Below are 25,097 nucleotides of genomic sequence, written 5' to 3' on the forward strand. Positions count from 1 at the left end.
TTTTGGGTTAAAACGTAAGTTGTAGACCACCTATAAAGGTTCTTGCAGCTGGATACTGACCAAAGTCAATACCTTGACCAAGTGTTGTGTTGATACCTGTTCTTGCAGCAATCTCTGGATCATATCCTGTATAGTTGGTGAAGGTTAGTAGGTTTTGTCCAGATACGTAAACTCTCACTCTTGAGATTGACCCCTTGCTGATTTGTTCTACAAAAGTACTTGGAACAGTATAACCAAAGCTTAGGTTTTTCAACCTTAAGAATGATCCGTCCTCAATCCATCGTGAACTAGCTCTTGCATTTCTGTTTGGATCACTATTTATGGCTCTTGGGAAATCAGTATTCCTATTGTTTGGTGTCCATCTGTCATTTACAACTGAACTTGCATTGAATAGTCTTGTCATCCCTTCAGTATGGAACCTAAGTAGGTTGAAGATTTCATTTCCCTGAACCCCTTGCCAGAACATAGAGAAATCGAAGTTTTTGTAATTGGCAGAGAAATTCAAACCATAAGTGAAGTCAGGCATGTAGTGACCTAAATAGGTTCTGTCATTGGCATTGATTTCACCATCATCATTTAAATCTGCAAACCTGATGTCACCAGCAGCTGTATGGATTTGTGGATTATATGGGTCATCACCTTCTGGTAGATTTTGTCTCGGAGCAGAAAGCGCTTCCTCATTGCTTTGGAAAATAGATTCAGTTAACCAACCATAGAAGTAGCCAATTGGCCTACCAGCTTCTGTGAAAGTCAAAGGGTCTCCTTGGAAATCAGGACCAAATATGGTGTTTCCAGAGCCTAAAGAAACCAATTCGTTTCTTACAAAACCGATGTTTCCGTCCACTGCAAACTGGAAGTCTCCAGTGTATTTTCTATATCCCAAAGTAAGCTCTATACCTCTATTTGAAACAGTTCCTACGTTAGCCACTGGAGCTCCATCATATCCTAATGAAGGAGGGATTGGAACACCCAAGATCATGCCCTCAGTGGTATTGTCAAACCACTCAAAAGAGAAGTTCAACCTGTCATCGAACAGGCCTAAATCAAAACCTATGTTTTTCATGATCGTAGTTTCCCATCTTAAATTTGGGTTGGCGAGTGTAGATATTGTACTACCAGCAGCTGTAGTTCCACCAAATGGGTAGAAGAAATTACTGTTGATCGTAGCTTGATACACGTAGTTACCGATCTGGTCATTTCCTGTTTCACCATAACTTGCTCTCAATTTCAAATCACTGAGCTGCGTCAAATTCTGCATGAATCCTTCTTCGCTCAGTCTCCAACCAGCAGAAATTGACGGGAAAGTACCCCATTTGGAGTTTGGCCCAAATCTAGATCCACCATCTCTACGAATAGATGCACTGAATAGATATTTCTGGTCATAATCATAGGTGACCCTTGCCAAATAGGAGATCAAAGCATATTCAAGTTTATCACTTGTTGCTGTCATGTTCTGAACACCTTGCAGCTCGCGGATTTCATTGGTTAGGAAATTTTGACCAGATCCACCGAGTGATGTGCTAAGGAATGTTTGCTGCTCTACAACACCTAATATGTTAAATGAATGCTTGTCTATCGTTTTTGAATAAGAAAGCTGATTGGATATCAACGGCGAGAAAAAGCTGAACCTATTCTGCCCAATTACTGCAAATGGCTGCTCATGGAAATCACCAGCTCTGTATCTTGGGACATAATCATTGTTTGTTCCAAGGGCTAGATCTGTACCTACCAAAAATTTGTATTTCAGACCATCTATGATGTCTACATCCAGGTAAGCCGTTCCAAGAACTTTGTATTCTTGCAGTCTGTTGGTCCTCAGCTCTGCATTCAAAACTGGGTTCTCTGCATCAGATCCATCTACTCTGTCAGGACCTCTAAATCCACCTAGTCTATTCTCATCTCTCACCGGCAGGTAAGGAACGGACTTCACCATGTGTTCAAGCTGCGTTCTACCTCCGACAAAAGGCTCTTCATTTCTACTGGAGTAAGCAATGGTCAATGTTTGACCAACCTTGACTCTATTACTTAATTTGATTTCAGTATTTGCTCTGAAAGAGAATCGTTCGAAATCCGTTCCTCTCATGATACCTTCTTGACCAAAATATCCTGCTGATACATTGTAAGTAACGGATTCATTACCACCCGAAATTCCAACATTGTGATCTTGGATAGTTGCTTGACGGAACATTTCACCTTGCCAATCTGTGTTTACATCGGCTAAATCTCCTAAGTTATCAAATCGGGCAGGAGCTGGCTCTCCAGCATTTCCTAATAATTCTCTACCAAAGGCAATGTATTGATCTCTATCCAGCAGATCGAGTGTTCTCCAAGCTCTTTGAGTACCTACATAGGAGTCTACAGTTACTTTTGCTTTTCCTGGCTTACCTTTTTTGGTAGTCACCAAGATAACACCATTGGCCGCTCTTGAACCATAGATCGCAGCAGCTGATGCATCTTTCAATACTTCGATGGACTCAATATCTGCTGTGTTGATGGAGTTTAATCCACCTGCAGGTACACCATCGATTACGTATAGCGGATCATTATTTCCAACTGTACCGATACCTCTGATTCTTACTACTGGATTGGTGCCTGGTGCTCCAGCATTGGTGACATTGACACCAGCTGCTCTACCTTGGATCGCTGATGCTAAGTTAGGTACAGGGAGTTCGGTAATTTGATCCGAAGAAATAGAGGTAATGGCACTGGTGACCGTGGCTCTTTTTTGTGTACCATAACCCACCACAACTACCTCAGAAAGTGATTCTTGTGTTGGTTCTAGTGAGATGTTGAATGTTGTAGTGTTTCCTACTACTCTCTCGATTTGGGTGTAGCCAATAAAGGAAAACACTAAAACGGAATTGGAGGAAGGTACACTTAGGTTAAATGTACCATCAATGTCTGTAGCTGTACCTGTAGTACTGCCTTTGACAAATACGTTTACACCAGGAAGTGATTCTCCAGTATCACCATCCTTGACAGTCCCTGTAACTTGGATTTGTTGATTTCCCGCTTGAGCAAAGGATTCATTTGGTTGGTAGAAAAACCACAATGAGAGCAAGCCTAATAGAGCAATGCTTTTGCCCAATCCGCTGGGGGTTTTTGGGTAAATTGTTTTTTGCATAGGTTAATTTGGTTTTGAATAATGAAAATTTTTTACATCAATCTTTTGGGTAATTATTTAAGTATTTGATTTGATTTACAACTTTGAATTTATGTAAAAGGATTTGATATCTGATCGTATCCTTGTCTTGAAAACAGGAAAAAATGAGTAAATATTTCGGTTAAGAGAATAAAAAGAAATCGATTGCATTTTGTTGCAACATTGTTCATATGAGCAAATTTGGCCATTTATAAAGAAAATTACTGCCGAAATCCTTTTATAAAATTTGTAATAAAATTGCGCTTAGAAGAAAAAGTGTTAAAATCTTTTTTTATTTACTTAATTTATAAAAATATTACAATAAATGATTTTTTCTATCTTTAAGAAAAGTAAATCTTAATCTTCTTAAAACAGTAAGTCAAAAATGATGAGAGGTCTATATTGAATGCTTTTCTTTGCATAGATCATATAGATGGTGAAATTTCAGAAAAGCTTGAAACTAAATCTTAGAAGCTTTTAATAAATCGTAGACCAAAAATAAATATCTTTGGTCTACGATCAACAGCAAGTCTTCTGTTTTATCTCCTAAAATAGAAACCAGAAGGTCCCACACCTGTTGGAATGGTTTTTACTTGTTCACCATTTTGATCGAGCACTATGGCAGTACCTGATCCTTGAAGCCCATTGTCATCTGATACATAAATGTACTTATCAGTGGCATCATAACCTATTCCGTACATCCTTCTTCCTTCATAGAATTCTGAATCAAGTATTTGACCAGAAGTAATAGATATTTTGCTAATCATATCGAAATAGTCAGGGTAGCCAGAACTTGACACAATGTAGGCTTCTCCAGCTTCAGCCAAAGCAAGTCTTGCTGTAGCATTTTGAATGGCTATCTCGGTGGTATTTGATATGCTATAATTGGTTCTGTTGATTTCGTGGAAATATATGGCAGTGGAAGTTCTTGCAAATAATAGTAGTTTACCATCCAATTCGATAAAACTAGCTGGTGTACCTGCGATTTCTATACTCCTTTCTACTTCATCTCCACCTATAGGCAATACATCAATGGTTCTAGCCGCTCTACACACGATTAAGATGTCATTGTTGATTTTGTATAATTTTTCCGGACTACTGGATGTTGGGATTCTTTTAGAAACCTGACCACCTGAAAGGTTGTCCACTACAGCGATGTAGGAGTCATTGAGTTGCCAGTTGCTGTCATATGGACCATGATCCGAGATATACAATTTGTTGTCTGCTACGATGAGAGATCTTGGCTGGATCAATTCTGGATTTTCCTCACTTCCTTCTACAGACCCAATACTTTGAAAGGTGTTCTTATTCACAATCTCCACCTTTCCAGTATTAGAGACTAAGTAGAAGAAATCATTATGAAGGACAAGATCTTGAAGTACCCCAGCGAATGGTCTGTTGTTTACCTGCTCAAAAATATTTTGCTGCACCTGTCCAGTTGTGAAATTGTAATGGCTCACATCGCCATCTCTGGAACTGAAATTCCCCTCATTAATGATCAAAAGACCTCTTTCAAATTCTCCTAAAGGGGTTTCGTCTCTACTGCTATCACAAGAGTAAATGAATAATGATAAGGCTAAGAGATAGCCAAGTAGTCTAAAGTTTCTCATAAGTTTACATTTATATTAATTTGATAATTTCTTCCAGGCATAGCTCTCAGCCGAAGCACTTGATAATCGCTATTTGTCAGGTTGTTGACTTGAAGACCAAGCGTGGCGTTAATCGTAGAAAAGAGCTTCAATTTGTGATTGATACCCAAATCCAAAAGTCCATAGGGTGCTACTGCTGAGATGTTGTCTGTATTCACATATCGCTCACCTACCCAATGGCCGTTGATCATGGCTTCAGTTGATTGGTAGGCTATTCGAATATTGCCTTGAGCTTTGTGCTTAGGTGTTAGTGGTAATTGATTGCCCTGTGAGCGATCATTGGAGGAGATGTTGTTTAAAATTGTGGCAAGTGTATAGTTGTAGGTCGCACTTAAGCTGACTTTGACATTTCCATAAGTCTTAGATGCAGCCCCAAAGTACTCAATGCCTTGGTTTCTAACTTCACGGATATTTTCAGGACTCCAAAAGCTTCCCCTTGGTAGCCAAATGATCCAATTGTCTACCCACATGCTGTAAATGTTGATTTGATTACTTAGCTGAAATCCATTTTTTTCCAGTTCTTGTTTCAAGCCAATTTCAGAACTGATGCTTTTCTCGGGTTCGATATCTGGGTTGCCACCAGGTACCCAAAACCTATCATTAAGTGTGGGAATCTTGAAACTTCTAGAAACAGCGGTATGGGTACTAATTTTATTGTGTTCCCCTTTTCTAAAAGTCCATTCTGCTCCAGCACTAGGGGTGAAAGGTGCCAAAGTGCCATCGTAGATCATTTGCCTAAGGTTGATTGAAATGGCTAGATCTGAAATTGGGCGAATATTTATAGCTTGGTAAAGCTCTGTCCGATCATCAGTTGCCTGATAGCTGCTTAAGTTTCCTCTTACATGATTGTGGCGAATGCCAGATTTTGATTGGAGCTTTTCTGATACAGTCCAGTCTACATCTGTGGATAACAAATACTGCACTGTTTGACTCAAACTGCCATTGAAATCGATTTCATCCAATACTACACCTGACTTTATATTCCAGATCAAATTGCTAGAGAACTGATTGTAATCGACCACTGCACGAAAATTCCTATCTACCTGTTGATCCCGATCATTGGAACCCATTACCGGTTGGATTTGCCTATCGCTGAAGTTATACCAAATAGAAGTGCTGAGTTGTTGCTTTTTGCTTAGGTTCCAAGCCAAATCTTGCATGGCACCAAATTGCTCAACAGCTGCATGTCTTTGTCTTTCCTCAGGGCTACCAGCTCTCGCTAGGTTATTGAATTTGAAGTTGTTTTTTGTATAGTTCCTATAAGCTCGTGTTCTTGTAGAGAAATTTTTATTAGAAAATTCATACGCTACCAGTTGATTCCATCTTCCGAAGCTACCTAGGGTTGTATTTATTCTTGTTTGATGTCCTTGATTGAATTGATTTCGGCTGTTGAGGTGCACTGCTCCACCTATCGCATCTGTGCCATAAAGTGCTCCAGCACTACCGTAGTGAATGGTAGCTTGATCAAATCCACCTACAGGGATAATCGAAAAATCAGCTTGTCCCAAAGAGGGACTATTTACCGGTAGGCCATTCCAGAAAACAGCATTATGTCCAGCAGAAGTACCTCTCATGGTCAAAGAAGCGAGCATGCCTGGTCCATATTGTCTAAGAAAAAGCCCTGTTCGCTGTTGTAAAACTTCTGCAAAAGCTTGCCCTTGAAAATCAGCTAAATCTCTTGAATCTATTGTATGTAGTGTCTGGCCATGGCTGAATTTCTCAAGAGGAGAGGCATAGACATCTATAGCATGAAGTTCTACAGTATCTTGTAGGCTATGCTGGTAAGTAGCTGTATCCAAATTCAAGGATACAAAGCATAATAAACTGATGAGCAACAATTGTTTTGAAGTTAAATAATGGCAACTGATTATTTAAACTCATTGCAAGTGCGAAATTTGTTGTGAGAGAAATGAGGGTGATACAAGCAAATGGCTTTCTAGAATACTAAAAGGATGTGGTCCTTAATCTGCTTACTCCAAGAGCTGTACCAAGTTCTTTTCATCTCCGCCTTTCACCCGAAAGCTTTGAATTTGAGTAGAAAAGGCAGGTCTCCTGGCTTCCTTGGATTTACCGGCCTTCTCATCCTCTCCCGATTGTGATCGGGATGAACAATGGCATTGTGGAGGCAAATCACTTTCTCAGCATTTTCTGAGAAAAGGTTACAGTTGCGGGGACAGCTTCGGTATTACACCGAATTCCCTTTTAATCTCGAGGGCCTGATTTAGGATCGAGAACCAATTCAGGCTGCAAACATAAGGATTCAAATTGAAAGTTTTCAAACAAACTTTGGAAAAATGATTTGAAATCCTTCTGGATTGAAATTATCTTTTGAAAAATAAATTGGAGTAGCTTTATATCTGCTTTTGAGTGAAAACTCAATCCCATTTGTATCTTTGAGGTGATTTTGGCTTTATTTAACCCATTATGAAATCCTTTCAAAAAACACTAAAAACAATCCCTTTATTATTTTTAATCATCTTTTTGCTTCCCTCATGTGAGCAAAAGACAAATTCATTCCAGCCTGATGTAGAAGAAATAGAAAACCTCTATGCTAAAGGTTTTCAGGTGTTTAAAGGAAAAGGTTATTGGGTCTTGGAAGTGACAAAAGCTTTTTCAGGATCACATGACCCCTTCAAATATTTGATTTTGGAAAACAAAGATATTACCCGACCAGATGGGGATTTTGATGCCGTAGTTACGTTACCTGTTGAGCAGGTGATTTTGACATCGACTACTCAAATTCCGCACTTGGATTTACTTTCATGTACCGAAAGACTTATTGGTTTTCCCAACTTAGATTTAATATCAAGCACTGATACGAGAAAACGCATCGAGCGTGGTCAGGTGCGAGATTTGGGATCAGGTGCTCAAGCAAACGTGGAAATGATGGTAGACTTAGAACCTGATTGGGTGATGATCTCTACGATGGGTGAAGATTTGAAGCATTTGGATTTATTAAAAACTGCAGGCATTCCAGCGGTGATCAATGGTGAATATGTAGAGCAGCATCCACTTGGAAGGGCAGAGTGGATAAAGTTTACAGGAGTATTGTTGGGGAAATTTGAAGCATCTTGCAATGTCTTCGATGAAATAGCCAAAAATTATCAAGAGGCAAATAAGCTCGTGGAGCATAAATCTTCAGGAAGGAAACCTAGCGTAATGGCAGGAGTAATGTATAAAGATATCTGGTATGTGCCCGGGAATGATTCTTGGGGTGCACAACTACTGAAAGCCGCAGGTGGTAAATATGTCTTTGAAAATCAATCTGGTACTGGAAGTGCTCAGCTCAGTTATGAGCATGTCTTAGATCAAGCTCAAGATGCTGATTATTGGCTTGGTGCTTCTGATTATACTTCTTTAGAAGCATTGAGATTATCAGACAATAGGTATGGAAATTTTGAGGCATTTAGACAAGGGAAAGTTTATTCTTACACATCGAAAAAAGGGGCGACAGGAGGTATAGAATACTTTGAGCTTGGCTATATGCGCCCTGATCTTATACTTAAGGACCTTATTAAAATCTTGCATCCGGAGTTATTGCCAGATTATACAATGTATTTTTATGCCAAGTTGAATGAGAATTAAGGGAAAGCATAATATCCTTTTTGCAATGATGCTACTGATGCTCATATTGACTTTTTTTATCAATATGAGCATAGGATCAGTATCTATTCCTTTCAATGAGATTGTTAGCAGGCTTTTAGGGAATGAATTCCCTAGAAAATCATGGGAAATCATCATCTTTGAATACAGGTTGCCAAAGGCATTTACGGCTGTTTTAGCAGGTATAGCGCTTTCAGTTAGTGGCTTACAGATGCAGACATTTTTCAGAAACCCACTGGCAGGGCCTTATGTATTAGGTATTAGCTCAGGAGCAGGTTTAGGAGTTGCCTTGTTGGTGATGGCGGGTTCTGCTTTTGGAATAAGTTTTTTTTCAGGCGGAGTAGGCATATGGGTTGTAGTAATTGCAGCAGCTTTGGGAGCTATTTTAGTTTTGTTATTGATGAGTTTTACTGCATGGAGGGTTAAGGATAGCATGACGCTTTTGATCGTAGGACTGATGTTTGGTAGTTTGGCAGGAGCGATAGTGTCAGTATTGTCTTATTTCAGCGATGCAAATCAGCTCAAAGTATATACAGTTTGGTCTATGGGCAGCTTAGGGAGTACTTTTGCTGGTCAATTAGAGTTGTTTTTTGCTGCATGTTTGGTTGGCTTGTTGCCAGTTTTGGTATTTATCAAGTCATATAATGCAATGCTTTTGGGAGAGTCTTATGCTAAAAGTATGGGGGTAAATATCCAAAGGTTGAGATGGGGAATGATTATCAGTACGGGGATTTTGGCAGGCTCAGCAACCGCATTTTGTGGCCCTATTGCATTTATTGGCATTGCTGTCCCACACATGGCACGTTTGATTTTCAAGACTGGAGATCACAGGGTGTTGTTTCCTGCATCAGCTTTGCTGGGAGCGATCGTTTTGTTAGTATGTGATGGTATCAGTCAGCTTCCAGGTTCGGCTCAAACCCTTCCCATCAATGCTGTCACATCTCTGGTAGGGGCTCCGATGGTGATATGGCTGATTTTGAAAAGGAATTTTAGCAAAGAGTTTTAATCAAAATGGCAAATGGAAAATAGAAAAGTTGTTTTGAGATCAAAAAACCTCAAGCTTGGCTATAGGAAGAATGGGGCGAAAATTGTTGTGGCTGAGGATCTTGACTTAGAGCTGTATGCGGGGAAGCTTACCTGTTTGTTAGGTCCCAATGGAGTGGGGAAGTCTACGTTAGTGAAGACAATCATGGGGCAATTGCCCAAGCTGTCAGGTGATATTTTGCTTCATGAAAAATCAATTGAAAAAATATCAAATGTTGAACTGTCAAAGAAGGTTGCTGTAGTATTGACAGATAAGGTGAGCTTGGGAAATGTGACAGTATACCAGATGATTGCTTTGGGTAGAATTCCACACACTTCTTGGCATGGAAGTATGTCAAAGCTAGATCATCAAAAGGTTGAAAACGCAATTCAAATCACCAAAATCAACTATTTACGAAATTCCGTGTTGAGTGAATTGAGTGATGGCCAGCTTCAAAAAGTGATGATAGCTAGGGCTTTGGCTCAAGATGGAGAGTTATTGATCTTGGATGAGCCTACAGCCCATTTAGACATGATCAATAGGTTTGAAGTTATGCATCTTTTGAGAAGGATTGCCAAAGAAGAGCATAAAGCAATTTTGGTAGTCACTCATGATCTGGATATTGCAATTGATACGGCAGATGAGTTTTGGATCATGCAGTGTGGTCAGCCTATGGTATGTGGTACACCAGAAGACCTGATCATCAGTGGTCGAATCAATCTGCTACTTCCTGATGAAAAACTTCAATTTGATCTTTTCTCGGGCAAAGTTCAGGATGCTAGTCCATTTAAGTACCCAGCTATCTTTGGAAATGAAACATTGGCACGTTGGCTGAAATCGATTATTAGAAAAAATGCCCAATCATTTTCTGAACTTGATATTGAAATAAGCATTGAGAATGCACCATTTCTATTGACAGTGAAAGATGGAGACAAATTAGAGCATTTTTATTCGTTTCAGCAGTTTATAGCTGATTTTACTATTCGTTGAATTGCGTCATTGTTATATTGATTCCTATGGTACAGAAAGATAAAGTCATCTCAATGGCTTTGTCCATATACATAGGCAGTTCATCAATTTCTTGCTGTGTCCACCTTCCCAAGACATATTCCACTTGTCTACCTTTTGGGTAGTCATCACCGATACCAAATTTCAGTCGAGGATAGTCTTGACCTCCAGTAAGTTCTTCAATATTCTTAAGTCCATTGTGTCCAGCTGCTGATCCTTTGCCACGCATTCTCAATTTGCCAAATGGGAGTGCTACATCATCTACGATTACCAATACATTTTCTTTGGAAATATTAAGCTCTTTCATCCAATAGTTGACCGCTTTTCCACTTAGGTTCATGTAAGTAGTGGGCTTGATCATGTGAACCTGCCGACCTTTATACTTAAACTCAGCTGTAAAAGCTAACCTTCCACTTTTCCATGAGGCTTCATGCTTGTCAGCAAGTCTATCTAATGTTAAAAATCCTACATTATGCCTGGTCAATTCATATTCAGGTCCTATGTTGCCCAAGCCAACGATTAAGTATTTCATATGTCAATTTTCTTTCTAAGCTTATATCTAGTTTTTTTCACCTCAATCGAAAAAAAAATGATTGAACATGTTTTAAATGTAAAAATAAAAAATCCTGCTCGCGAACAAGCAGGATTTTTAAATATTGCATAAAGCTGTGATTATTCAGCTTTTTTACCTCTAAGTGCTCTTGGTATACCGATCGTAGCGATAGATACGTTAGGGCTTGTAAGGATTTCAAAACCTTCTACTGACAACTCACTTACTTTTACAGATTTACCTAAGTCTAGGTGAGAGATGTTTACTGGAATTCTATCAGGAAGATTAGCAGCAAGACCTTTTACTTGAAGCGTTCTAGCTTTCATTTCCAACTTACCACCTTTTTGGATACCTGGGGAAGTTCCTTGGATATCTACTGGGATGTCCATTTTGATAGGTCTGTCTTCCGTATATGCCAAGAAGTCAGCATGAAGCAATACCTCAGATACTGGGTGGAATTGAGCTTCTCTCAAGATAGCTTTCACCTTTGTACCTTCGATGTTCAACTCTACCATGTGAACATCTGGCGTGTAGATCAAGTCTCTGAAAAGGATAGCAGGAGAGTGGAAGTGAATCTGCTCTTTGATACCTGGGCCGTAAACTACACAAGGAACGCTTCCTTCTTCTCTGATTTCTTTCAGTGCAGCTCCGTCGAGATTTGCTCTTTTAAACCCTATAATCTCTAAAGATTTCATAAATTTTAAAATTGATTTGTTATAAATAATTAAATGTAATTCTTAAATAAATAATGCAGAGATTGATGTATTTCCTGTCACTGCATGTATTGCTTTTGCGAATAGGTCTGAAACTGATATTACCCTAATTTTTTCAGACTTTTGTCTTACGGGGATAGTGTCAGTGACTACCAATTCAAGTAGCACAGAGTTTTCAATGTTTTCATAAGCTTTTCCAGAAAGTACACCATGAGTAGCTATTGCTCTTACAGATTTAGCACCTTTGTCCATGATAATCTGTGCAGCTTTGCATAGCGTACCCGCTGTATCTACCAAGTCATCTACGAGGACTACGTCTTTTCCCTCTACATCACCGATTACCTGCATAGAAGCTACTTCATTGGCTCTTTTTCTGTGCTTATCACAGACTACCATTTCTACTTCAAAATGCTTAGCATAAGACCTTGCTCTTGCAACTCCACCCACATCAGGTGCAGCAAAAATCAAGTTACTTGTATCCAAGCGCTCCAAATAGGGCACAAAGATAGCTGAACCATTTAAATGATCCAAAGGTAAATCAAAAAAACCTTGAATTTGCCCTGCATGAAGATCACAAGTCATGATTCTGTCAGCTCCAGCAGAGGTTAAGATGTTTGCTACAAGTTTTGCAGCTATAGAAACCCTTGGCCTGTCTTTTCTATCTTGCCTAGCATAGCCATAATAAGGAATTACTGCACAGACTTTATAGGCAGATGCCCTTTTTGCAGCATCTATCATCAGACATAGCTCTAGTAAATTGTCAGCGGATGGGTTGGTAGACTGTATCAAAAAAACAGTACAACCACGTACTGATTCATTGAAGCTTGGAGACATTTCTCCATCGCTAAACTTGGATAGGGTAAGGTCTCCTAGTTTTTTGCCATAGTGCTTGGCGATTTTTTCTGCTAATTGGATACTGTTGGTTCCGGCGAAGAGTTTGACCTCAGTCATTTTTGTGAAGGGTTTTGGATAAGAATCTATTTGATTTCGAATGCTTACAAATGTATGGATTTTTCATAAGCATACAGCATGTAAATTTTTAGCTTTGAATTATTATTCGATTTTAATCGGTTGTGCCACAAGTTCTTGGCCTTTTAGTTTGCCAATAATCATATATTGATCAAGCTGTAAGCAAAAGTCAATATCTGCTTCTATGTTGTGGTTTTGTAGTCTCTTGGCGTGTGAAGCTTGAGAAAGAAAGCCTTGCAAGTCACTTTCATTTGTTTCGTAGAGTGATTTCATCGCTATGGCTCCATCACAAGCAATTGAAAAATCTTCTGCTAAGGCACTTACCAACGCTCCTGCGTATAAGGAATCTTCTAAGTTGAATTTTCCTTTCCAGCCGGCACAGTGGATTAGAATGTCAGCATTTTGTGTTTTGAGGTATTGAGCAGTTGCCGAAAGGTTGATGAACGCACCTATCAAGATTTCTCTAGCTCCTGATTTTGATTTCTCTATAGCAAGTGTCCCATTGGTGGTAGTCATGGCGATTTTTTGACCTGCAAATGCATTATCTAAATAAGTCAAAGGAGAATTGCCAAGCAAAAAGCCATCTGCAGGTTGACCATTTCTTTCACCGGCTATCAGGTAGCCTTCAGCTTTCATAGACCTGCATGTTTCCAAGTCTGCTACTGGTGTGATACTGCTCACACCATTGCTCAGGGCTGTTATCATTGTGGAGGTAGCACGAAATATATCTACCACTACAACGATTTTGTCATTGATGTCATGTAAGTGAATCAGCGCTGGACTAAAGCAAACTTCTATGTTTTTTTTCATGATAGGTAAAAGAAAAACCCGCAGTGCTCAAGGAAGGCAATGCGGGTTCTATTTAATGTTTTTTGTAAAGTGGCAGTTTTTCCACCTTAGCTGGGATGTTTTTATTTCTAATTTGTATATAAATGTCTGTGCCCACGGATGCATATGCTGTTTGTACATAGCCAAGTCCTATCCCTACGGACATAGATGGTGATTGGGTGCCAGAAGTCACTTCCCCAATCGTTTCACCATCCATATTCAGGATAGGGTAGTGAGCTCTTGGAATGCCTCTCTCATGCAGCACAAAGCCAACAAGCTTTTTATCTACTCCAGCTTCCTTTTGTTTTTTGAGCTTGTCACTATTGATGAAATCTTTTGTGAATTTTGTAATCCATCCAAGTCCAGCTTCTATAGGTGAAGTCTCATCATTGATGTCATTTCCATAAAGACAGTATCCCATTTCCATTCTTAGGGTATCTCTAGCTCCAAGGCCAATAGGCTTGATGTCAAAATCTTTTCCAGCTTCAAAAATTGCCTTCCAGACCTTTTCTGCATCTTGATTTTCAACATAAATCTCAAAGCCTCCAGCACCTGTGTAACCTGTTCCAGAAATGATCACGTCTTGCACTCCTGCAAACTCACCAACAGTAAAATGATAAAATTTTACTTCCGAAAGATTTACTGGTGTCAGGGACTGTACGGCTTCTATCGCTTTAGGACCTTGGATTGCAAATAGGGAGATTTTCTCCGAAATATTTTCCAATGTAGCTCCTTCAATATTATGCTTATTGATCCAAGCCCAATCTTTTTCTATATTAGAAGCATTGACCACAAGCATGTATTTTTCATCCTCAAACTTGTATACAATTAAATCGTCCACAATTCCTCCCTGCTCATTTGGAAAGCAAGAGTATTGCGCTTGACCATTGATGAGCTTAGAAGCATCATTGGATGTTACTTTTTGAATCAGGTCCAATGCCTTCGGTCCAGTCACCATGAATTCTCCCATGTGTGAAACATCAAATACACCTACTCCTTCGCGCACAGTCTTGTGTTCCTCTATATCAGAGGTGTACCTTACAGGCATATTGTAGCCAGCAAATGGTACCATTTTTCCTCCTAATACCACGTGGAGGTCGTTGAGTTGTATCTTTTTGATGTTTTCTTCCATGATCGGGTTTATTTCTTGAGGAGGCAAAGGTAAATAAACATGTTTAAGAAAGCGAAACTGAATTTTAAATATTATACTAATGGCTTGCGGTCAGCCTATTTTTTAGGTTACTTTAGCAAAAATTCTAAAATTGAATATGTTCAAAAAAGTATCGTTTGTTGTCATTGGAATGCTGATATTGGGGATCTCTCCAGATACCCAAGCTCAAAAGGATCGCTATCAGCAGAAGGTTAAGTATGAAATGGATGTGACCATGGATGTTGAAAAAAATCAATATACAGGTACTCAGAAGCTTCATTACACAAATAATTCTTCAGATACGCTCAATAGAGCATTTTACCATTTGTATTACAATGCCTTTCAGCCCAATAGCATGATGGATGTGAGGTCAAGAACTATAGCAGATCCAGATCGTAGGGTGATGGATCGTATTCAAAACTTGAGTCCTGAAGAGTATGGGATATTAGAAGTGAAAAAGCTTTCCATGAATGGAAAACCTGTGAAGTTTGAACATGAAGAGACTATTCTAGAGGTAGATCTAGGCGAACCTATTCTTCCTGGTCAGACAGTAGTATTTGATATGGAGTTCTTTGGTCAAGTACCACTTCAAGTTCGTAGAGCTGGAAGAGACAATGCTGAAGGTATTCGGTATTCAATGTCTCAGTGGTATCCTAAGATGGCTGCATATGATACGAGAGGTTGGCATGCTAATCCATATATAGGAAGAGAGTTCTATGGCAACTTTGGAGATTTTGATGTGAAAATCACCATTGACAAGGGTTATACTTTGGGGGGTACTGGCTATCTACAGAATGCCAATGAAATCGGTAAAGGATATGAAGATGAAGGAGTAAAAGTGCCTAGTGCGAGAGGAAAAAACCTTACATGGCATTTTAAGGCTCCAAATGTGCATGATTTCATGTGGGCAGCTGATCCAAAGTATACCCACGAAAAAGTTCAAATGGAAAATGGCCCGATGGTTCATTTGCTTTATGTGAAAAATGAGAAGACGGAGGAAAATTGGGGTAAGTTGATGCAATACACTATTGATGCAATTGAATATTGTAGCGAGAATTTTGGCAAATATCCTTACGATCAGTACTCGGTAATCCAAGGTGGTGATGGCGGAATGGAGTACCCAATGGCCACTTTGATCACAGGTCACAGAAACTTACGCAGTCTTGTTGGAGTCACTGTACACGAGCTGATACATAGTTGGTATTATGGGGTTTTAGGATTCAATGAGTCTTCAGAACCATGGCTGGATGAAGGTTTCACCACTTGGGGGACTTCAGTAGTGATGGATGCAGTATTTGAAAAAGATTCAAATTTTATACATGAAGGAAGTTACCGTTCTTATTTTAGACTAGAAAATGCTGGGTATGAAGAGCCGCTCACTACTCATGGAGATCATTATAATTTGAATTCAGCTTATGGTCCAGGAACTTATAACAAAGGGGCAGTTTTTGTGGAGCAAATGGCTTATGTAGTAGGTAAGCAGAATTTTGATAAAGCTTTGCTCAAGTTATGGAATGAATGGCAGTTCAAGCATCCAAATGGGCATGATGTGATTAGGGTTTTTGAGCAAGTCAGCGGCTTAGAGCTAGATTGGTACTATGATTACTTTATAGCTTCTACAAAGTCCATTGACTATGGTGTGAAATCGGTGGAAGCCGCAGGGAATGATACTAAAATTTCCCTAGAGCGAGTAGGCATGATGCCAATGCCGGTAGACTTGGTTGTGACATATCAAGATGGTTCACAAGAAATGATCTATCTTCCACTTGTCATCCAAAGGGGAAACAAGCCAGAGGAGGAAGGAATGCCTAAGCGTGTCAAAACTCAAAAATGGCCTTGGACTAACTACAATACTGAAGTGATTCTTGAAAGACCATTAGCAGATATTAAGTCTGTCGAAATAGACCCTAGCAAAAGAATGGCTGACGTCAACAGAGAGAATAATAAGCTAGATGTGACTACAAATCTTGAAAAAAAGTGATTTTGGTAAATCCTCATGTAGGAAACCAAATGATGCGAGAGAGATTGGCGGCTTTTTGATTGAATCCTTTCGGATACAATTTGAAGTTTGTTGAATTTGATCAAATGTAAATTGCAATACTAAACTTGAGTTATTTATAAAGGAGGTTATAAGTGTAAAATAGTCTACCAACAGGTAGCTTCTCTTATTCCCTTAAATCCGCAAGACAATGTTGTATTTGATTAATTTATCATGACAATAGATCTTTCAGGTTTCATTCGATCATTTCTAACAACTGATTGGAAGTCAATGAAAACCTGAAAGGTCTGCGGATTTCAGGTATTTTTATTGTTAAAAAAAGAAAAGGTCAAAAACTGCGTAAAGTTGTTGACCTTTTTTGTAAAAAAAGGAGATCAATTGATCTCCTTTTATAAACTATGGTATCGTTTTAATTAACCAGCGTTTTTCTTGTCTTGAACTTCCTTACGGATGTCCTGCGCTAGATTCTTAAGATCTTGCATTCCTTTTCTAACCCTAGTTCCGGCTGCTTGATTGCCTTTGTCATAGAATTTTTCGAAGTCACCTTCTAGACCTAGTACAAGATCTTTAATTTCGCTAAATCTGCTCATAGTAAAAGTTAATTTTAAGGTTGATGATAAGTTTAATTTGACGTTCAATATATGCAAAATGTTTCTAAAACAACAATTAGAAGGCTTTTTTGTCTGTTTTTTTTTATTCTCCGAAGGAAATTGCTAGCTCTGAGGTTTTATAGTAACCACTAGCAAGCTTGTCTTTTACTGCTTCAAAGGCAGCAATGGTCTCTTCTACATCATCTAATGTATGTACAGCTGTAGGTATTAACCTCAAGATAATCATGCCTTTAGGTACTACAGGGTAGATTACAACAGAGCAGAAAATGTTATGATTCTCTCTTAAATCTTTGCTTAAAGTTGCTGCCTCGCCTACAGTTCCATTAAGTACTACTGGGGTAACAGGAGAATTGGAGTTGCCAATGCTGAAACCTTTTTCAGTAAGTCCATTTTTCAATGCGTTAACAATTTTCCACAAGTTATCCTTTAGTTCAGGTTGTGTTCTTAGCAATTCTAATCTTTTCAGCGCTCCTTCTACGAGTAGCATTGGGAGAGATTTTGCAAAGATTTGAGAACGCATGTTGTACTTGAGGTAATGGATCACTTTGGCGTCACCTGCGATAAATGCACCGATGGAAGCCATAGATTTTGCAAAAGTGGAGAAATAAAGGTCTACTTGATCCTGTACTCCTTGTTCTTCACCAGTTCCCGCGCCAGTTTTGCCCATGGTACCAAATCCATGCGCATCATCTACCAAAAGTCTGAAGTTAAATTTCTCTTTCAACTTGACGATCTCGGCAAGTTTGCCTTGATCCCCAGTCATACCAAATACACCTTCAGTAATCAGTAGAATACCACCACCTTGCTCATTTGCGAGTTTGGTAGCTCTTTCTAATTGCTTTTCACAATTTTCTATGTCGTTGTGAGGAAATACATAACGCTTGCCTAGGTGCATCCTTAAGGCATCTATGATACATGCGTGACATTCACTGTCATATACCACTACATCTTTTCGATCCAAAACTGAATCGATCACAGAAAGGATGCCTTGATAGCCGAAGTTCAGTAAGTATGCACTTTCTTTTCCAACAAATTCTGCAAGTTCTCTTTCCAGCTGCTCATGTAAGTCTGTCTGACCAGACATCATTCTAGCACCCATAGGGTAAGCTGCTCCCCATTTTTGAGCGGCTTCTGCGTCAGCTTTTCTTACTTCAGGATGGTTGCCCAGTCCGAGGTAATTGTTGAGGCTCCAAGTAAGGACATCTTTGCCTTTGAATTTCATTCTTGGAGCGATCTCGCCTTCCAGTTTTGGGAACGTAAAATATCCTTCTGATAACTCAGAATGCTTGCCCAAAGGGCCCAAGTTCGTATTTAATTTATCAAATAAATCCAATGCTTTGAAAGGTTTTGTTGTACAATTTTTCAACAACGGTAGAAACCGCTAAACTCGCCAAAAGTAATACATTTTACTATTCCTACAAAATTTGAGGGGTCATTTCAAATATTCTTTCAAATCCTCACATAAATTTATTTACTTCGTGGGTTAAGCTTTTTTGAATAAATGAAAAAACCCAAATATGAAAAAAATACATAAACTTCTGGTAGCCAATAGAGGAGAAATAAGTCTTAGAATCATGAGGACTGCCAGAGAAATGGGCATAAAAACTGTTGCAGTATACAGTGAAGCTGATCGCCATGCTCCGCATGTCAAGTATGCTGATGAAGCGGTGTGTCTTGGACCTGCTCCTTCTAATCAATCCTATTTGGTGATAGACAAGATTATACAAGCGTGCAAAGACCTCAAGGTGGATGCGATACATCCAGGCTATGGGTTTTTGTCTGAAAACGCAAAATTTGCTCAAAGGGTTATTGAGGCTGGGATCATCTTTGTAGGCCCTTCACCCCAGGCGATAGAGGTAATGGGGTCAAAATTGGCAGCAAAGCAAGCTGTATCTAAATATGGAATTCCTATGGTGCCAGGTACGGAAGAGGCTATAGCTGACATAGACGAAGCCAAGTCTACAGCTGCATCGATTGGCTATCCAATCTTGATCAAAGCCAGTGCTGGTGGTGGAGGTAAAGGAATGCGTATCGTGGAAAAGGAGGAGGAGTTTGAAGAACAAATGCAGCGCGCTATATCAGAGGCGCAGTCAGCCTTTGGTGATGGTGCAGTTTTTATAGAGAAATACATTACCTCACCTAGACATATTGAAATTCAGGTTTTGGGAGATCATCATGGAAATGTGGTTCACCTTTTCGAAAGGGAGTGCTCTGTCCAGAGGAGGCATCAAAAAGTGGTGGAAGAAGCTCCCTCTGCTGTAGTGTCAGATGACATGAGGCATAGCATGGGTGAGGCAGCCATAAAAGTAGCCAAAGCCTGTGATTATTATGGCGCAGGAACAGTCGAGTTTATTGTAGACGAAGCCTTGAACTTCTACTTTTTGGAAATGAACACCAGGCTTCAAGTAGAACATCCTGTCACCGAGATGATCACTGGAGTAGATTTGGTAAAAGAACAAATCTTAGTAGCTGAGGGGCTCCCGCTATCTTTTGATCAAAAAGACCTTAAAATTCATGGGCATGCCGTAGAAATCCGAGTGTATGCAGAAGATCCTAAAAACAATTTCCTTCCTGATATTGGAAAGCTACAAACCTACATCAGGCCACAAGGCTCGGGAGTCAGGGTAGATGATGGCTTTGAGCAAGGCATGGATATTCCTATCTATTATGATCCGATGATTGCAAAGTTGATCACTCATGCAGATACTAGGGAAAAGGCAATGGACAGGATGATCCGGGCGATAGAAGAATATCAAATCACTGGTATAGAGACAACTTTAGGTTTTTGCAAATTTGTTATGAAGCATGAGGCCTTTAGGAGTGGTGATTTTGATACCAAGTTTGTAGAGCGATATTTTACCCCAGAAAGCCTTGATGAGCAGTGGACAGATGATGAACTCTCCCTACTTGCTGCTTCTGCAGTTGAGATTTTTGAATCTTCAAAGAAGGATTTGCGAAAAGTAAAATCTTTGCATGGAGATCAATTCCCAAGGACAAAATGGAAAAATAGGCTTCTGTAATGGCTGAAATACTACCAATCAAAGCCTTCCGATATCACGAAAAGTATAAAAATCAAATGGAGGAGTTGACATCTCCTTTGTTTGATGTAGTGTCTACTAAGCAGAGAGAGGCACTGTATGCTAATCCTATCAATAGCATTCACTTATCTGTACCTCAAGGTTCACAACCAGCTCAGAGGGCCAAGCAATTGATGGATAAGTGGAAGCGAGAAAAGGTCTTGGTACAAGATCTTGAGCCAGGGATCTATGTGTATTATCAATATTTTCGCATGCCTGGTCAAGAAGGAGAAACATGCAGGAAAGGCTTCATCGCTCAGATCAAAGCATATGATTGGGAAGAAAATGTGGTCTTGAGACATGAAAATACCATAGCCAAATCAGTGAATGATCGTGTCGAGCTCCTAAAACATACCAAGTTCCAGTCAAGTGCAACTCATGGACTGTATGAAGATGATGCTCATACACTCGAATCTTATATGGATCAAGCAATCACAAATCCATTGTATGATATCGAAGATTATCAAGGAGTAAGAGAAGTCCTAGCTGTAATCCGAGACAAAGAGACGATCTGTGAATTTGTAAAGCTTCTTAGCGAAAAGCAAGTGATCTTGGCAGATGGTCACCATAGGTATGAAGGTGCCATAGCATTCAGAAAGGAAATGATGGCGTCAAACCCGAGTCATACAGGAGATGAGGCGTATAATTTCCACATGATGTATCTGACCAATGCTTCAGACAAAAACCTAAAGATTTTGCCTACGCACAGGGTTTTTACTGGAATAGATTTGTCTTCTAAAGAATTGCTGGAGAAAATAGAAGCGTACTTCATCATCCGTCAACTCAATGATGTGGATGAGATAGAAGAGCTGATTTTACACAAAAAATGGGCTTTTGGTCTGATGATGGGTGAAGAAGCTTATAAGATCAGGCTCAAGCCTGAATGCATACAAGAGTTACCAACTAGTATTCCAGCGGTATTGCATGATGTAGACCTCATTGTACTTCACTATTATTTGATAGAGAAAGTGCTGGGTATACCTATGGCCAAGCAACGTTTCTCTGATGAGATCAATTATGAACGTAATTTGAGAAAGTGTCTTGCCAAAGTGGTCTCTAAAGAAGCGTCTTTTGCGGTCATTACCAAAGATATAGCCATGAGACAAGTTCTTGAAGTTTGTAAATCAGGTCATACAATGCCACAAAAATCAACCTATTTTTACCCAAAAACACTTTCAGGTTTATTGTTTGCCTCGATAGAGGAAGATGAGTTTAAGTTTTCATATGATATGTTCAAAAAATGATCGATCTAAAAAATAAGCAGCTGATATTGGGCTCCAAGTCACCTCGTAGGAAAGAACTGCTCGATGGCTTGGGAGTCGATTTTATAATAAAGACCAAAGATACGGATGAGAGTTTTCCAGAAGATATGGATCCTTTTGAAGTTGCAGGCTATCTTTCCAAAAAGAAAGGAGATGCCTTCGCTCAAGAATTGAGTCAGGATGAGGTCTTTTTGACAGCTGATACGGTGGTGATTCTGAATGGAAAAATCCTTAACAAACCTAAAGATAAGGAAGAAGCTGTAGCCATGATAACTGCACTTTCAGGCAAAACTCATCATGTTGTCACAGGTATTTCTTTGACACATGCCACAGGTCAAATTACACTGCAGGATAAGGTTAAAGTTGATTTTGCGGATCTATCAGCGGAAGAAATATCTTATTATGTAAATAAATTTTCTCCGCTAGACAAAGCTGGTGCTTATGGTATCCAAGAGTGGATAGGATATGTAGCTGTAGGTAGGATAGAAGGGTCTTTCTACACTGTTATGGGACTTCCTGTTCATTTGGTTTACCAAGCTTTGAAAGCACTGATCGAAGGAGGTAAATAGTCTATTTGTATAGGGGTAATTATTACAATCAGGTAAAAGTATTTAGGGAAAATCCTTCAAGGGCTCAAGATGGGATGAATATCATTTTGCCAAATTTGACCTATGGACTTTGAAAAAGATTTACCCTAGAGGGGTTCTTATGCTAGGGATTGTTAAAAGCGATTTTCCCCTTATCCCTATGAACTAAAATACTTTCAGGCTACAAATAAAAAATGCCTTTGAATCTAGTTGATACAAGTCTTCTATTTTCAAAGGCATTTTAGTTTTATGATGAATAATAGCTATTATTCTGTCTTTTTGGTTACTTTCAGGAGGTCACCTTCTTTGATTTGTTTACTCACAGTGAAATATGGGCCAGAGATAATTTCATCCCCTTCTTCAATGCCTTCTATCACTTCAATATGATCAAAGTCCGAAATTCCTGACTTGATCTCTCGTTTTGAAGCTTTTCCGTCTTTTACTACAAAGACCAATTCTTTTGATTTTTTGCTACCGTCAGCTGTGGTAGTTACGTCATCTTCTCTGGTAGTGACAGCTGCCAATGGTACTGCTAGGATGTTTTCTTTCTTTTGCGTGATGATGTCCACACTAGCGGTCATTCCAGGTCTGAAAGGGAACCTGTTTTTCTCAGTCACCAGTTCTGCATAAGAATCATTCAAAATCCTGATCTTCACTTCAAATTCAGTGACTGCATCTATACTAGCTTTGGTATTTGCTGAATTTGCAATGGAAGTTACTACGCCCTTGAATTTTTTGGAAATAGAAGCATAAGAATCTACATCTATCAAAGTGGTGTCGCCTAAGCTGATTCTAATAATGTCATTTTCATTGACATTGACCCTTACTTCCATTTTGCTCAAATCCGCTAATCTTAGCATTTCTGTACCAGCCATTTGCTGAGTTCCTACCACTCTTTCCCCTTTTTCGACGAGTAGTTGTGATACTGTACCATTTACAGGAGAGTAGACATTGGTAAGTCTTAGGTTTTCATTGGCTTCATCTACTGTGGCTTGTGAACTTTTGATGATGTATTCTGCTCCTAGTACAGTTTGCTTAGCTGCTTCTAAATCATTTTTTGCAGTTAAAAAATTCGATTGAGCAAGTTCCCAGTCAGAATCAGAAATAACTTTGTCTTTATGAAGCTTTTCATTTCTATTATAATCAAGCTCAGCTCTTGTATATTGAGCTTCTGCTCTTTTTAGGTTAGCTTGAGCTTGTGCCAAATTTGCCATTTGTTGGTTAAGGTTTGCCTTGGCACGGTCTAGGGCTGAGATAAAATTGTCAGGGCGAATTTTTACCAGTAAATCACCTACTTTTACTGAATCACCTTCCATCACATTGAGCTCAATGATTTCACCCGCCACATCTGGGCTAAGTTTTACTTCAATCTCTGGCTCGATTACTCCTGAGGCAGATACTTTTTCAGTGATTGTTACTTTCTTAGCAAGTGTTGTCTCTACGGGAATTTCTTTTTCTCCGCCAATCCACCCAGCAGACCTACCAATAAATGCGAATACTACCAATACACCTACAGCTATAAGTAAGATGTATAATACTTTGTTTGATTGTTTTTTTGCCATGATTCTAATTATAAATTAAGCGGATTGCCTAGGTAAAAATCTAATACTTTGACTCTAAAGATGTAAGTGTACTTTGCAGTGACAAGATCAGCTTGCGCATTGAAAAGGTTGTTTTGGGCCAGTTGGTAATCTGCAAAGTTGATTGCTCCTGCATCGAATCGCTGCTTGGCGATACGGAAGGATTCATCCAAAGCTGACACCCTTACCAAAGATGATCTATAGGCTTGATCAGCTGCGATCGCATTGGTGAAGGCAACTTCGATATCTTGCCTCAACTCATTTTTAACTTCAAATGCTGTAATCTCACTTAAGTTTCTTTGTAGTCTAGCCCGTTGCACACCAGCGGTGTTTCTGAAGTTTGAGAAAATAGGGATGCTCAATCTTACATTAGCTGCTTGAGAGAGGTTGTTTTCTAATTGCATTACGAAGGGATCACGATCTCTAAGTAGTGGAATTACGTCTACATAGTTGGTAAATACATCCGCACCTATACCAAGTGTAGGATAGAATGCGCCTTTGGCTGCTCTAATGCCATACTCTGCACTTTCTACTCCCAATTGAGCTGCTTTGATCTGAGGCAAGATTTCTTTAGAAAGTTCATAAATCTCCTCAACGCTTTCCCCAGACATAGTTACGTTTTCCACTGAAAGATCAGGTGCTAGCACTTTTAAGTTAGGATCAAAAGGAAGTTGCATCGCCTGCAATAAGTTAAGTTTAGCACCTCTGAGGGAGTTTTCAGCATTTAATACTTCCAGTTCGTTTGTTGCATTTTGTGCTTGAAGATCAAGCTTATTGGCAAGAGGAAGAGAACCCGCATCCACTAATTTGGTGGTGTTCTCCAGTTGCTCTTTCGTTGAAGCCATTTGATTTCTAGCGATCTTCAACTGTTCTTCTGAGAAAATTACATTGATAAACAAATTGATCACGTTCAAGGTGATGTTGTTCTCTGTAGTTTTTACATTCAGTCGACTAACTTCAATGTCTGTTTTGGCTTGTTTGATGGAGTTAGTGATTTGCTGTCCAGCAAATAAAGTCACATTGGTACTTGCTGAAAAATTCACGTTACCAATTCGGTTGTTCTCAAAGAGGTTGGTTACAGGGTTGATCGAACGACCCCATCTGTAGCCTGTACTACCACCAGCTGAGAGAGAGGGAAGTCTTTGCCCTTGATTTTGAAGCAAGGTGGCTTCATTTAAAGCGAGATTAACCTCGCTTCTTTTGAGCGTAAGGTTGTTTTCTAATGCTATTTCGATGCAAGTCTGAAGGTCTAGTGCATCATAGTTACTTTCTTGAGCCTGTATGCTTTGGCTAAGTAAAAAGAAAGAAAGCAGCAATTTTAAAGTGTACTTGTTTCTCATGCTAT

Annotated in this window: 19 protein-coding genes and 1 riboswitch; of the genes, 7 read left to right on the plus strand and 12 right to left on the minus strand. The window is 39.4% G+C overall.

Annotated elements, in window-relative coordinates; translation table 11 throughout:
* Nucleotides 1–7: 7 nt before the first annotated feature.
* From MM239_RS13780 to MM239_RS13790, 3 genes are all read right to left on the minus strand, one after another.
* Complete coding sequence (locus MM239_RS13780) at nt 8–3,124, minus strand: SusC/RagA family TonB-linked outer membrane protein (protein ID WP_241348831.1); 3,117 nt, start codon at nt 3,122–3,124, stop codon at nt 8–10.
* 557 nt (nt 3,125–3,681) lie between these two features.
* Nucleotides 3,682–4,752, minus strand: a complete 1,071-nt coding sequence (locus MM239_RS13785; RefSeq protein WP_241348832.1) for a YncE family protein — start codon at nt 4,750–4,752, stop codon at nt 3,682–3,684.
* The gene (locus MM239_RS13790; RefSeq protein ID WP_241348833.1) at nt 4,749–6,626 is read right to left on the minus strand and encodes a TonB-dependent receptor; all 1,878 of its coding nucleotides are present in this window, start codon (nt 6,624–6,626) and stop codon (nt 4,749–4,751) included. The genes MM239_RS13785 and MM239_RS13790 overlap by 4 nt, the downstream gene beginning before the upstream one ends.
* A 190-nt stretch (nt 6,627–6,816) precedes the next feature.
* Nucleotides 6,817–7,045, minus strand: a riboswitch (cobalamin riboswitch).
* 170 nt (nt 7,046–7,215) lie between these two features.
* Here MM239_RS13790 and MM239_RS13795 point away from each other — a divergent pair.
* Genes MM239_RS13795 through MM239_RS13805 form a run of 3 tightly spaced genes read left to right on the plus strand, consistent with a single transcriptional unit; the run spans nt 7,216 to nt 10,408 of the window.
* Nucleotides 7,216–8,376: an ABC transporter substrate-binding protein gene (locus MM239_RS13795; RefSeq protein ID WP_241348834.1), complete on the plus strand. Its 1,161-nt coding sequence runs from the start codon at nt 7,216–7,218 to the stop codon at nt 8,374–8,376.
* Nucleotides 8,366–9,400 (plus strand): FecCD family ABC transporter permease, encoded by a 1,035-nt coding sequence (locus MM239_RS13800; protein ID WP_241348835.1) that lies wholly within the window; start codon nt 8,366–8,368, stop codon nt 9,398–9,400. Before MM239_RS13795 ends, MM239_RS13800 begins: the two co-directional genes overlap by 11 nt.
* Nucleotides 9,401–9,412: 12 nt before the next feature.
* A complete protein-coding gene (locus tag MM239_RS13805; protein WP_241348836.1) occupies nt 9,413–10,408 on the plus strand; it encodes an ABC transporter ATP-binding protein in 996 nt (331 codons plus the stop codon).
* On the opposite strand, the gene pth is transcribed toward MM239_RS13805, so the two are convergent.
* The 5 genes from pth to gcvT form a co-directional block, all read right to left on the minus strand.
* Complete coding sequence (gene pth, locus MM239_RS13810) at nt 10,398–10,958, minus strand: aminoacyl-tRNA hydrolase (protein ID WP_241348837.1); 561 nt, start codon at nt 10,956–10,958, stop codon at nt 10,398–10,400. The genes MM239_RS13805 and pth overlap by 11 nt on opposite strands.
* Nucleotides 10,959–11,098: 140 nt before the next feature.
* Nucleotides 11,099–11,671: a 50S ribosomal protein L25/general stress protein Ctc gene (locus MM239_RS13815; protein WP_241348838.1), complete on the minus strand. Its 573-nt coding sequence runs from the start codon at nt 11,669–11,671 to the stop codon at nt 11,099–11,101.
* A gap of 42 nt (nt 11,672–11,713) precedes the next feature.
* Nucleotides 11,714–12,640 carry a ribose-phosphate pyrophosphokinase gene (locus MM239_RS13820; protein WP_241292175.1) on the minus strand — a complete coding sequence of 309 codons (927 nt, stop codon included), beginning with the start codon at nt 12,638–12,640 and terminating at the stop codon, nt 11,714–11,716.
* 102 nt (nt 12,641–12,742) lie between these two features.
* Complete coding sequence (locus MM239_RS13825) at nt 12,743–13,468, minus strand: 2-phosphosulfolactate phosphatase (protein ID WP_241348839.1); 726 nt, start codon at nt 13,466–13,468, stop codon at nt 12,743–12,745.
* Between the two features lie 52 nt (nt 13,469–13,520).
* Nucleotides 13,521–14,618 carry a glycine cleavage system aminomethyltransferase GcvT gene (gene gcvT, locus MM239_RS13830; protein WP_241348840.1) on the minus strand — a complete coding sequence of 366 codons (1,098 nt, stop codon included), beginning with the start codon at nt 14,616–14,618 and terminating at the stop codon, nt 13,521–13,523.
* A 169-nt stretch (nt 14,619–14,787) separates the two neighbouring features.
* On the opposite strand from gcvT, the gene MM239_RS13835 reads away from it, so the two are divergent.
* A complete protein-coding gene (locus MM239_RS13835) occupies nt 14,788–16,617 on the plus strand; it encodes a M1 family metallopeptidase (RefSeq protein ID WP_394801508.1) in 1,830 nt (609 codons plus the stop codon).
* Between the two features lie 431 nt (nt 16,618–17,048).
* Here MM239_RS13835 and MM239_RS13840 read toward each other — a convergent pair whose 3' ends face one another.
* Both MM239_RS13840 and MM239_RS13845 read right to left on the minus strand, forming a co-directional pair.
* Entirely contained in the window at nt 17,049–17,225 is a 177-nt protein-coding gene (locus MM239_RS13840; protein ID WP_241292184.1) for a histone H1, read from the minus strand.
* Between the two features lie 103 nt (nt 17,226–17,328).
* Entirely contained in the window at nt 17,329–18,579 is a 1,251-nt protein-coding gene (locus MM239_RS13845; RefSeq protein ID WP_241348855.1) for an aminotransferase class I/II-fold pyridoxal phosphate-dependent enzyme, read from the minus strand.
* A gap of 184 nt (nt 18,580–18,763) precedes the next feature.
* Between MM239_RS13845 and accC the strand changes: the two genes are divergently transcribed.
* The 3 genes from accC to MM239_RS13860 are packed head-to-tail and all read left to right on the plus strand — an operon-like array spanning nt 18,764 to nt 22,154.
* Complete coding sequence (gene accC, locus MM239_RS13850) at nt 18,764–20,266, plus strand: acetyl-CoA carboxylase biotin carboxylase subunit (protein ID WP_241348842.1); 1,503 nt, start codon at nt 18,764–18,766, stop codon at nt 20,264–20,266.
* A complete protein-coding gene (locus MM239_RS13855) occupies nt 20,266–21,567 on the plus strand; it encodes a DUF1015 domain-containing protein (protein ID WP_241348843.1) in 1,302 nt (433 codons plus the stop codon). The genes accC and MM239_RS13855 overlap by 1 nt, the downstream gene beginning before the upstream one ends.
* Nucleotides 21,564–22,154 (plus strand): Maf family nucleotide pyrophosphatase, encoded by a 591-nt coding sequence (locus MM239_RS13860; protein WP_241348844.1) that lies wholly within the window; start codon nt 21,564–21,566, stop codon nt 22,152–22,154. Before MM239_RS13855 ends, MM239_RS13860 begins: the two co-directional genes overlap by 4 nt.
* 284 nt (nt 22,155–22,438) lie before the next feature.
* Here the strand turns inward: MM239_RS13860 and MM239_RS13865 are convergent, their stop codons facing one another.
* Nucleotides 22,439–23,734, minus strand: a complete 1,296-nt coding sequence (locus tag MM239_RS13865; protein ID WP_241348845.1) for an efflux RND transporter periplasmic adaptor subunit — start codon at nt 23,732–23,734, stop codon at nt 22,439–22,441.
* Nucleotides 23,735–23,742: 8 nt separating this feature from the next.
* Nucleotides 23,743–25,092: a TolC family protein gene (locus tag MM239_RS13870; RefSeq protein ID WP_241348846.1), complete on the minus strand. Its 1,350-nt coding sequence runs from the start codon at nt 25,090–25,092 to the stop codon at nt 23,743–23,745.
* Between the last annotated feature and the right edge of the window lie 5 nt (nt 25,093–25,097).

The organism is Belliella filtrata (genome assembly GCF_022549775.1).
Classification (GTDB): domain Bacteria; phylum Bacteroidota; class Bacteroidia; order Cytophagales; family Cyclobacteriaceae; genus Belliella; species Belliella filtrata.

Excerpts from the sequence above, each read along its gene's own strand:
- MM239_RS13780 (WP_241348831.1), bottom strand. The coding sequence starts at position 3,124 with ATGCAAAAAACAATTTACCCAAAAACCCCCAGCGGATTGGGCAAAAGC.
- MM239_RS13785 (WP_241348832.1), bottom strand. The coding sequence starts at position 4,752 with ATGAGAAACTTTAGACTACTTGGCTATCTCTTAGCCTTATCATTATTC.
- MM239_RS13795 (WP_241348834.1), top strand. The coding sequence starts at position 7,216 with ATGAAATCCTTTCAAAAAACACTAAAAACAATCCCTTTATTATTTTTA.
- MM239_RS13800 (WP_241348835.1), top strand. The coding sequence starts at position 8,366 with ATGAGAATTAAGGGAAAGCATAATATCCTTTTTGCAATGATGCTACTG.
- MM239_RS13805 (WP_241348836.1), top strand. The coding sequence starts at position 9,413 with ATGGAAAATAGAAAAGTTGTTTTGAGATCAAAAAACCTCAAGCTTGGC.
- pth (WP_241348837.1), bottom strand. The coding sequence starts at position 10,958 with ATGAAATACTTAATCGTTGGCTTGGGCAACATAGGACCTGAATATGAA.
- MM239_RS13815 (WP_241348838.1), bottom strand. The coding sequence starts at position 11,671 with ATGAAATCTTTAGAGATTATAGGGTTTAAAAGAGCAAATCTCGACGGA.
- MM239_RS13820 (WP_241292175.1), bottom strand. The coding sequence starts at position 12,640 with ATGACTGAGGTCAAACTCTTCGCCGGAACCAACAGTATCCAATTAGCA.
- MM239_RS13825 (WP_241348839.1), bottom strand. The coding sequence starts at position 13,468 with ATGAAAAAAAACATAGAAGTTTGCTTTAGTCCAGCGCTGATTCACTTA.
- gcvT (WP_241348840.1), bottom strand. The coding sequence starts at position 14,618 with ATGGAAGAAAACATCAAAAAGATACAACTCAACGACCTCCACGTGGTA.
- MM239_RS13835 (WP_394801508.1), top strand. The coding sequence starts at position 14,788 with ATGCTGATATTGGGGATCTCTCCAGATACCCAAGCTCAAAAGGATCGC.
- MM239_RS13840 (WP_241292184.1), bottom strand. The coding sequence starts at position 17,225 with ATGAGCAGATTTAGCGAAATTAAAGATCTTGTACTAGGTCTAGAAGGT.
- accC (WP_241348842.1), top strand. The coding sequence starts at position 18,764 with ATGAAAAAAATACATAAACTTCTGGTAGCCAATAGAGGAGAAATAAGT.
- MM239_RS13855 (WP_241348843.1), top strand. The coding sequence starts at position 20,266 with ATGGCTGAAATACTACCAATCAAAGCCTTCCGATATCACGAAAAGTAT.
- MM239_RS13860 (WP_241348844.1), top strand. The coding sequence starts at position 21,564 with ATGATCGATCTAAAAAATAAGCAGCTGATATTGGGCTCCAAGTCACCT.
- MM239_RS13865 (WP_241348845.1), bottom strand. The coding sequence starts at position 23,734 with ATGGCAAAAAAACAATCAAACAAAGTATTATACATCTTACTTATAGCT.
- MM239_RS13870 (WP_241348846.1), bottom strand. The coding sequence starts at position 25,092 with ATGAGAAACAAGTACACTTTAAAATTGCTGCTTTCTTTCTTTTTACTT.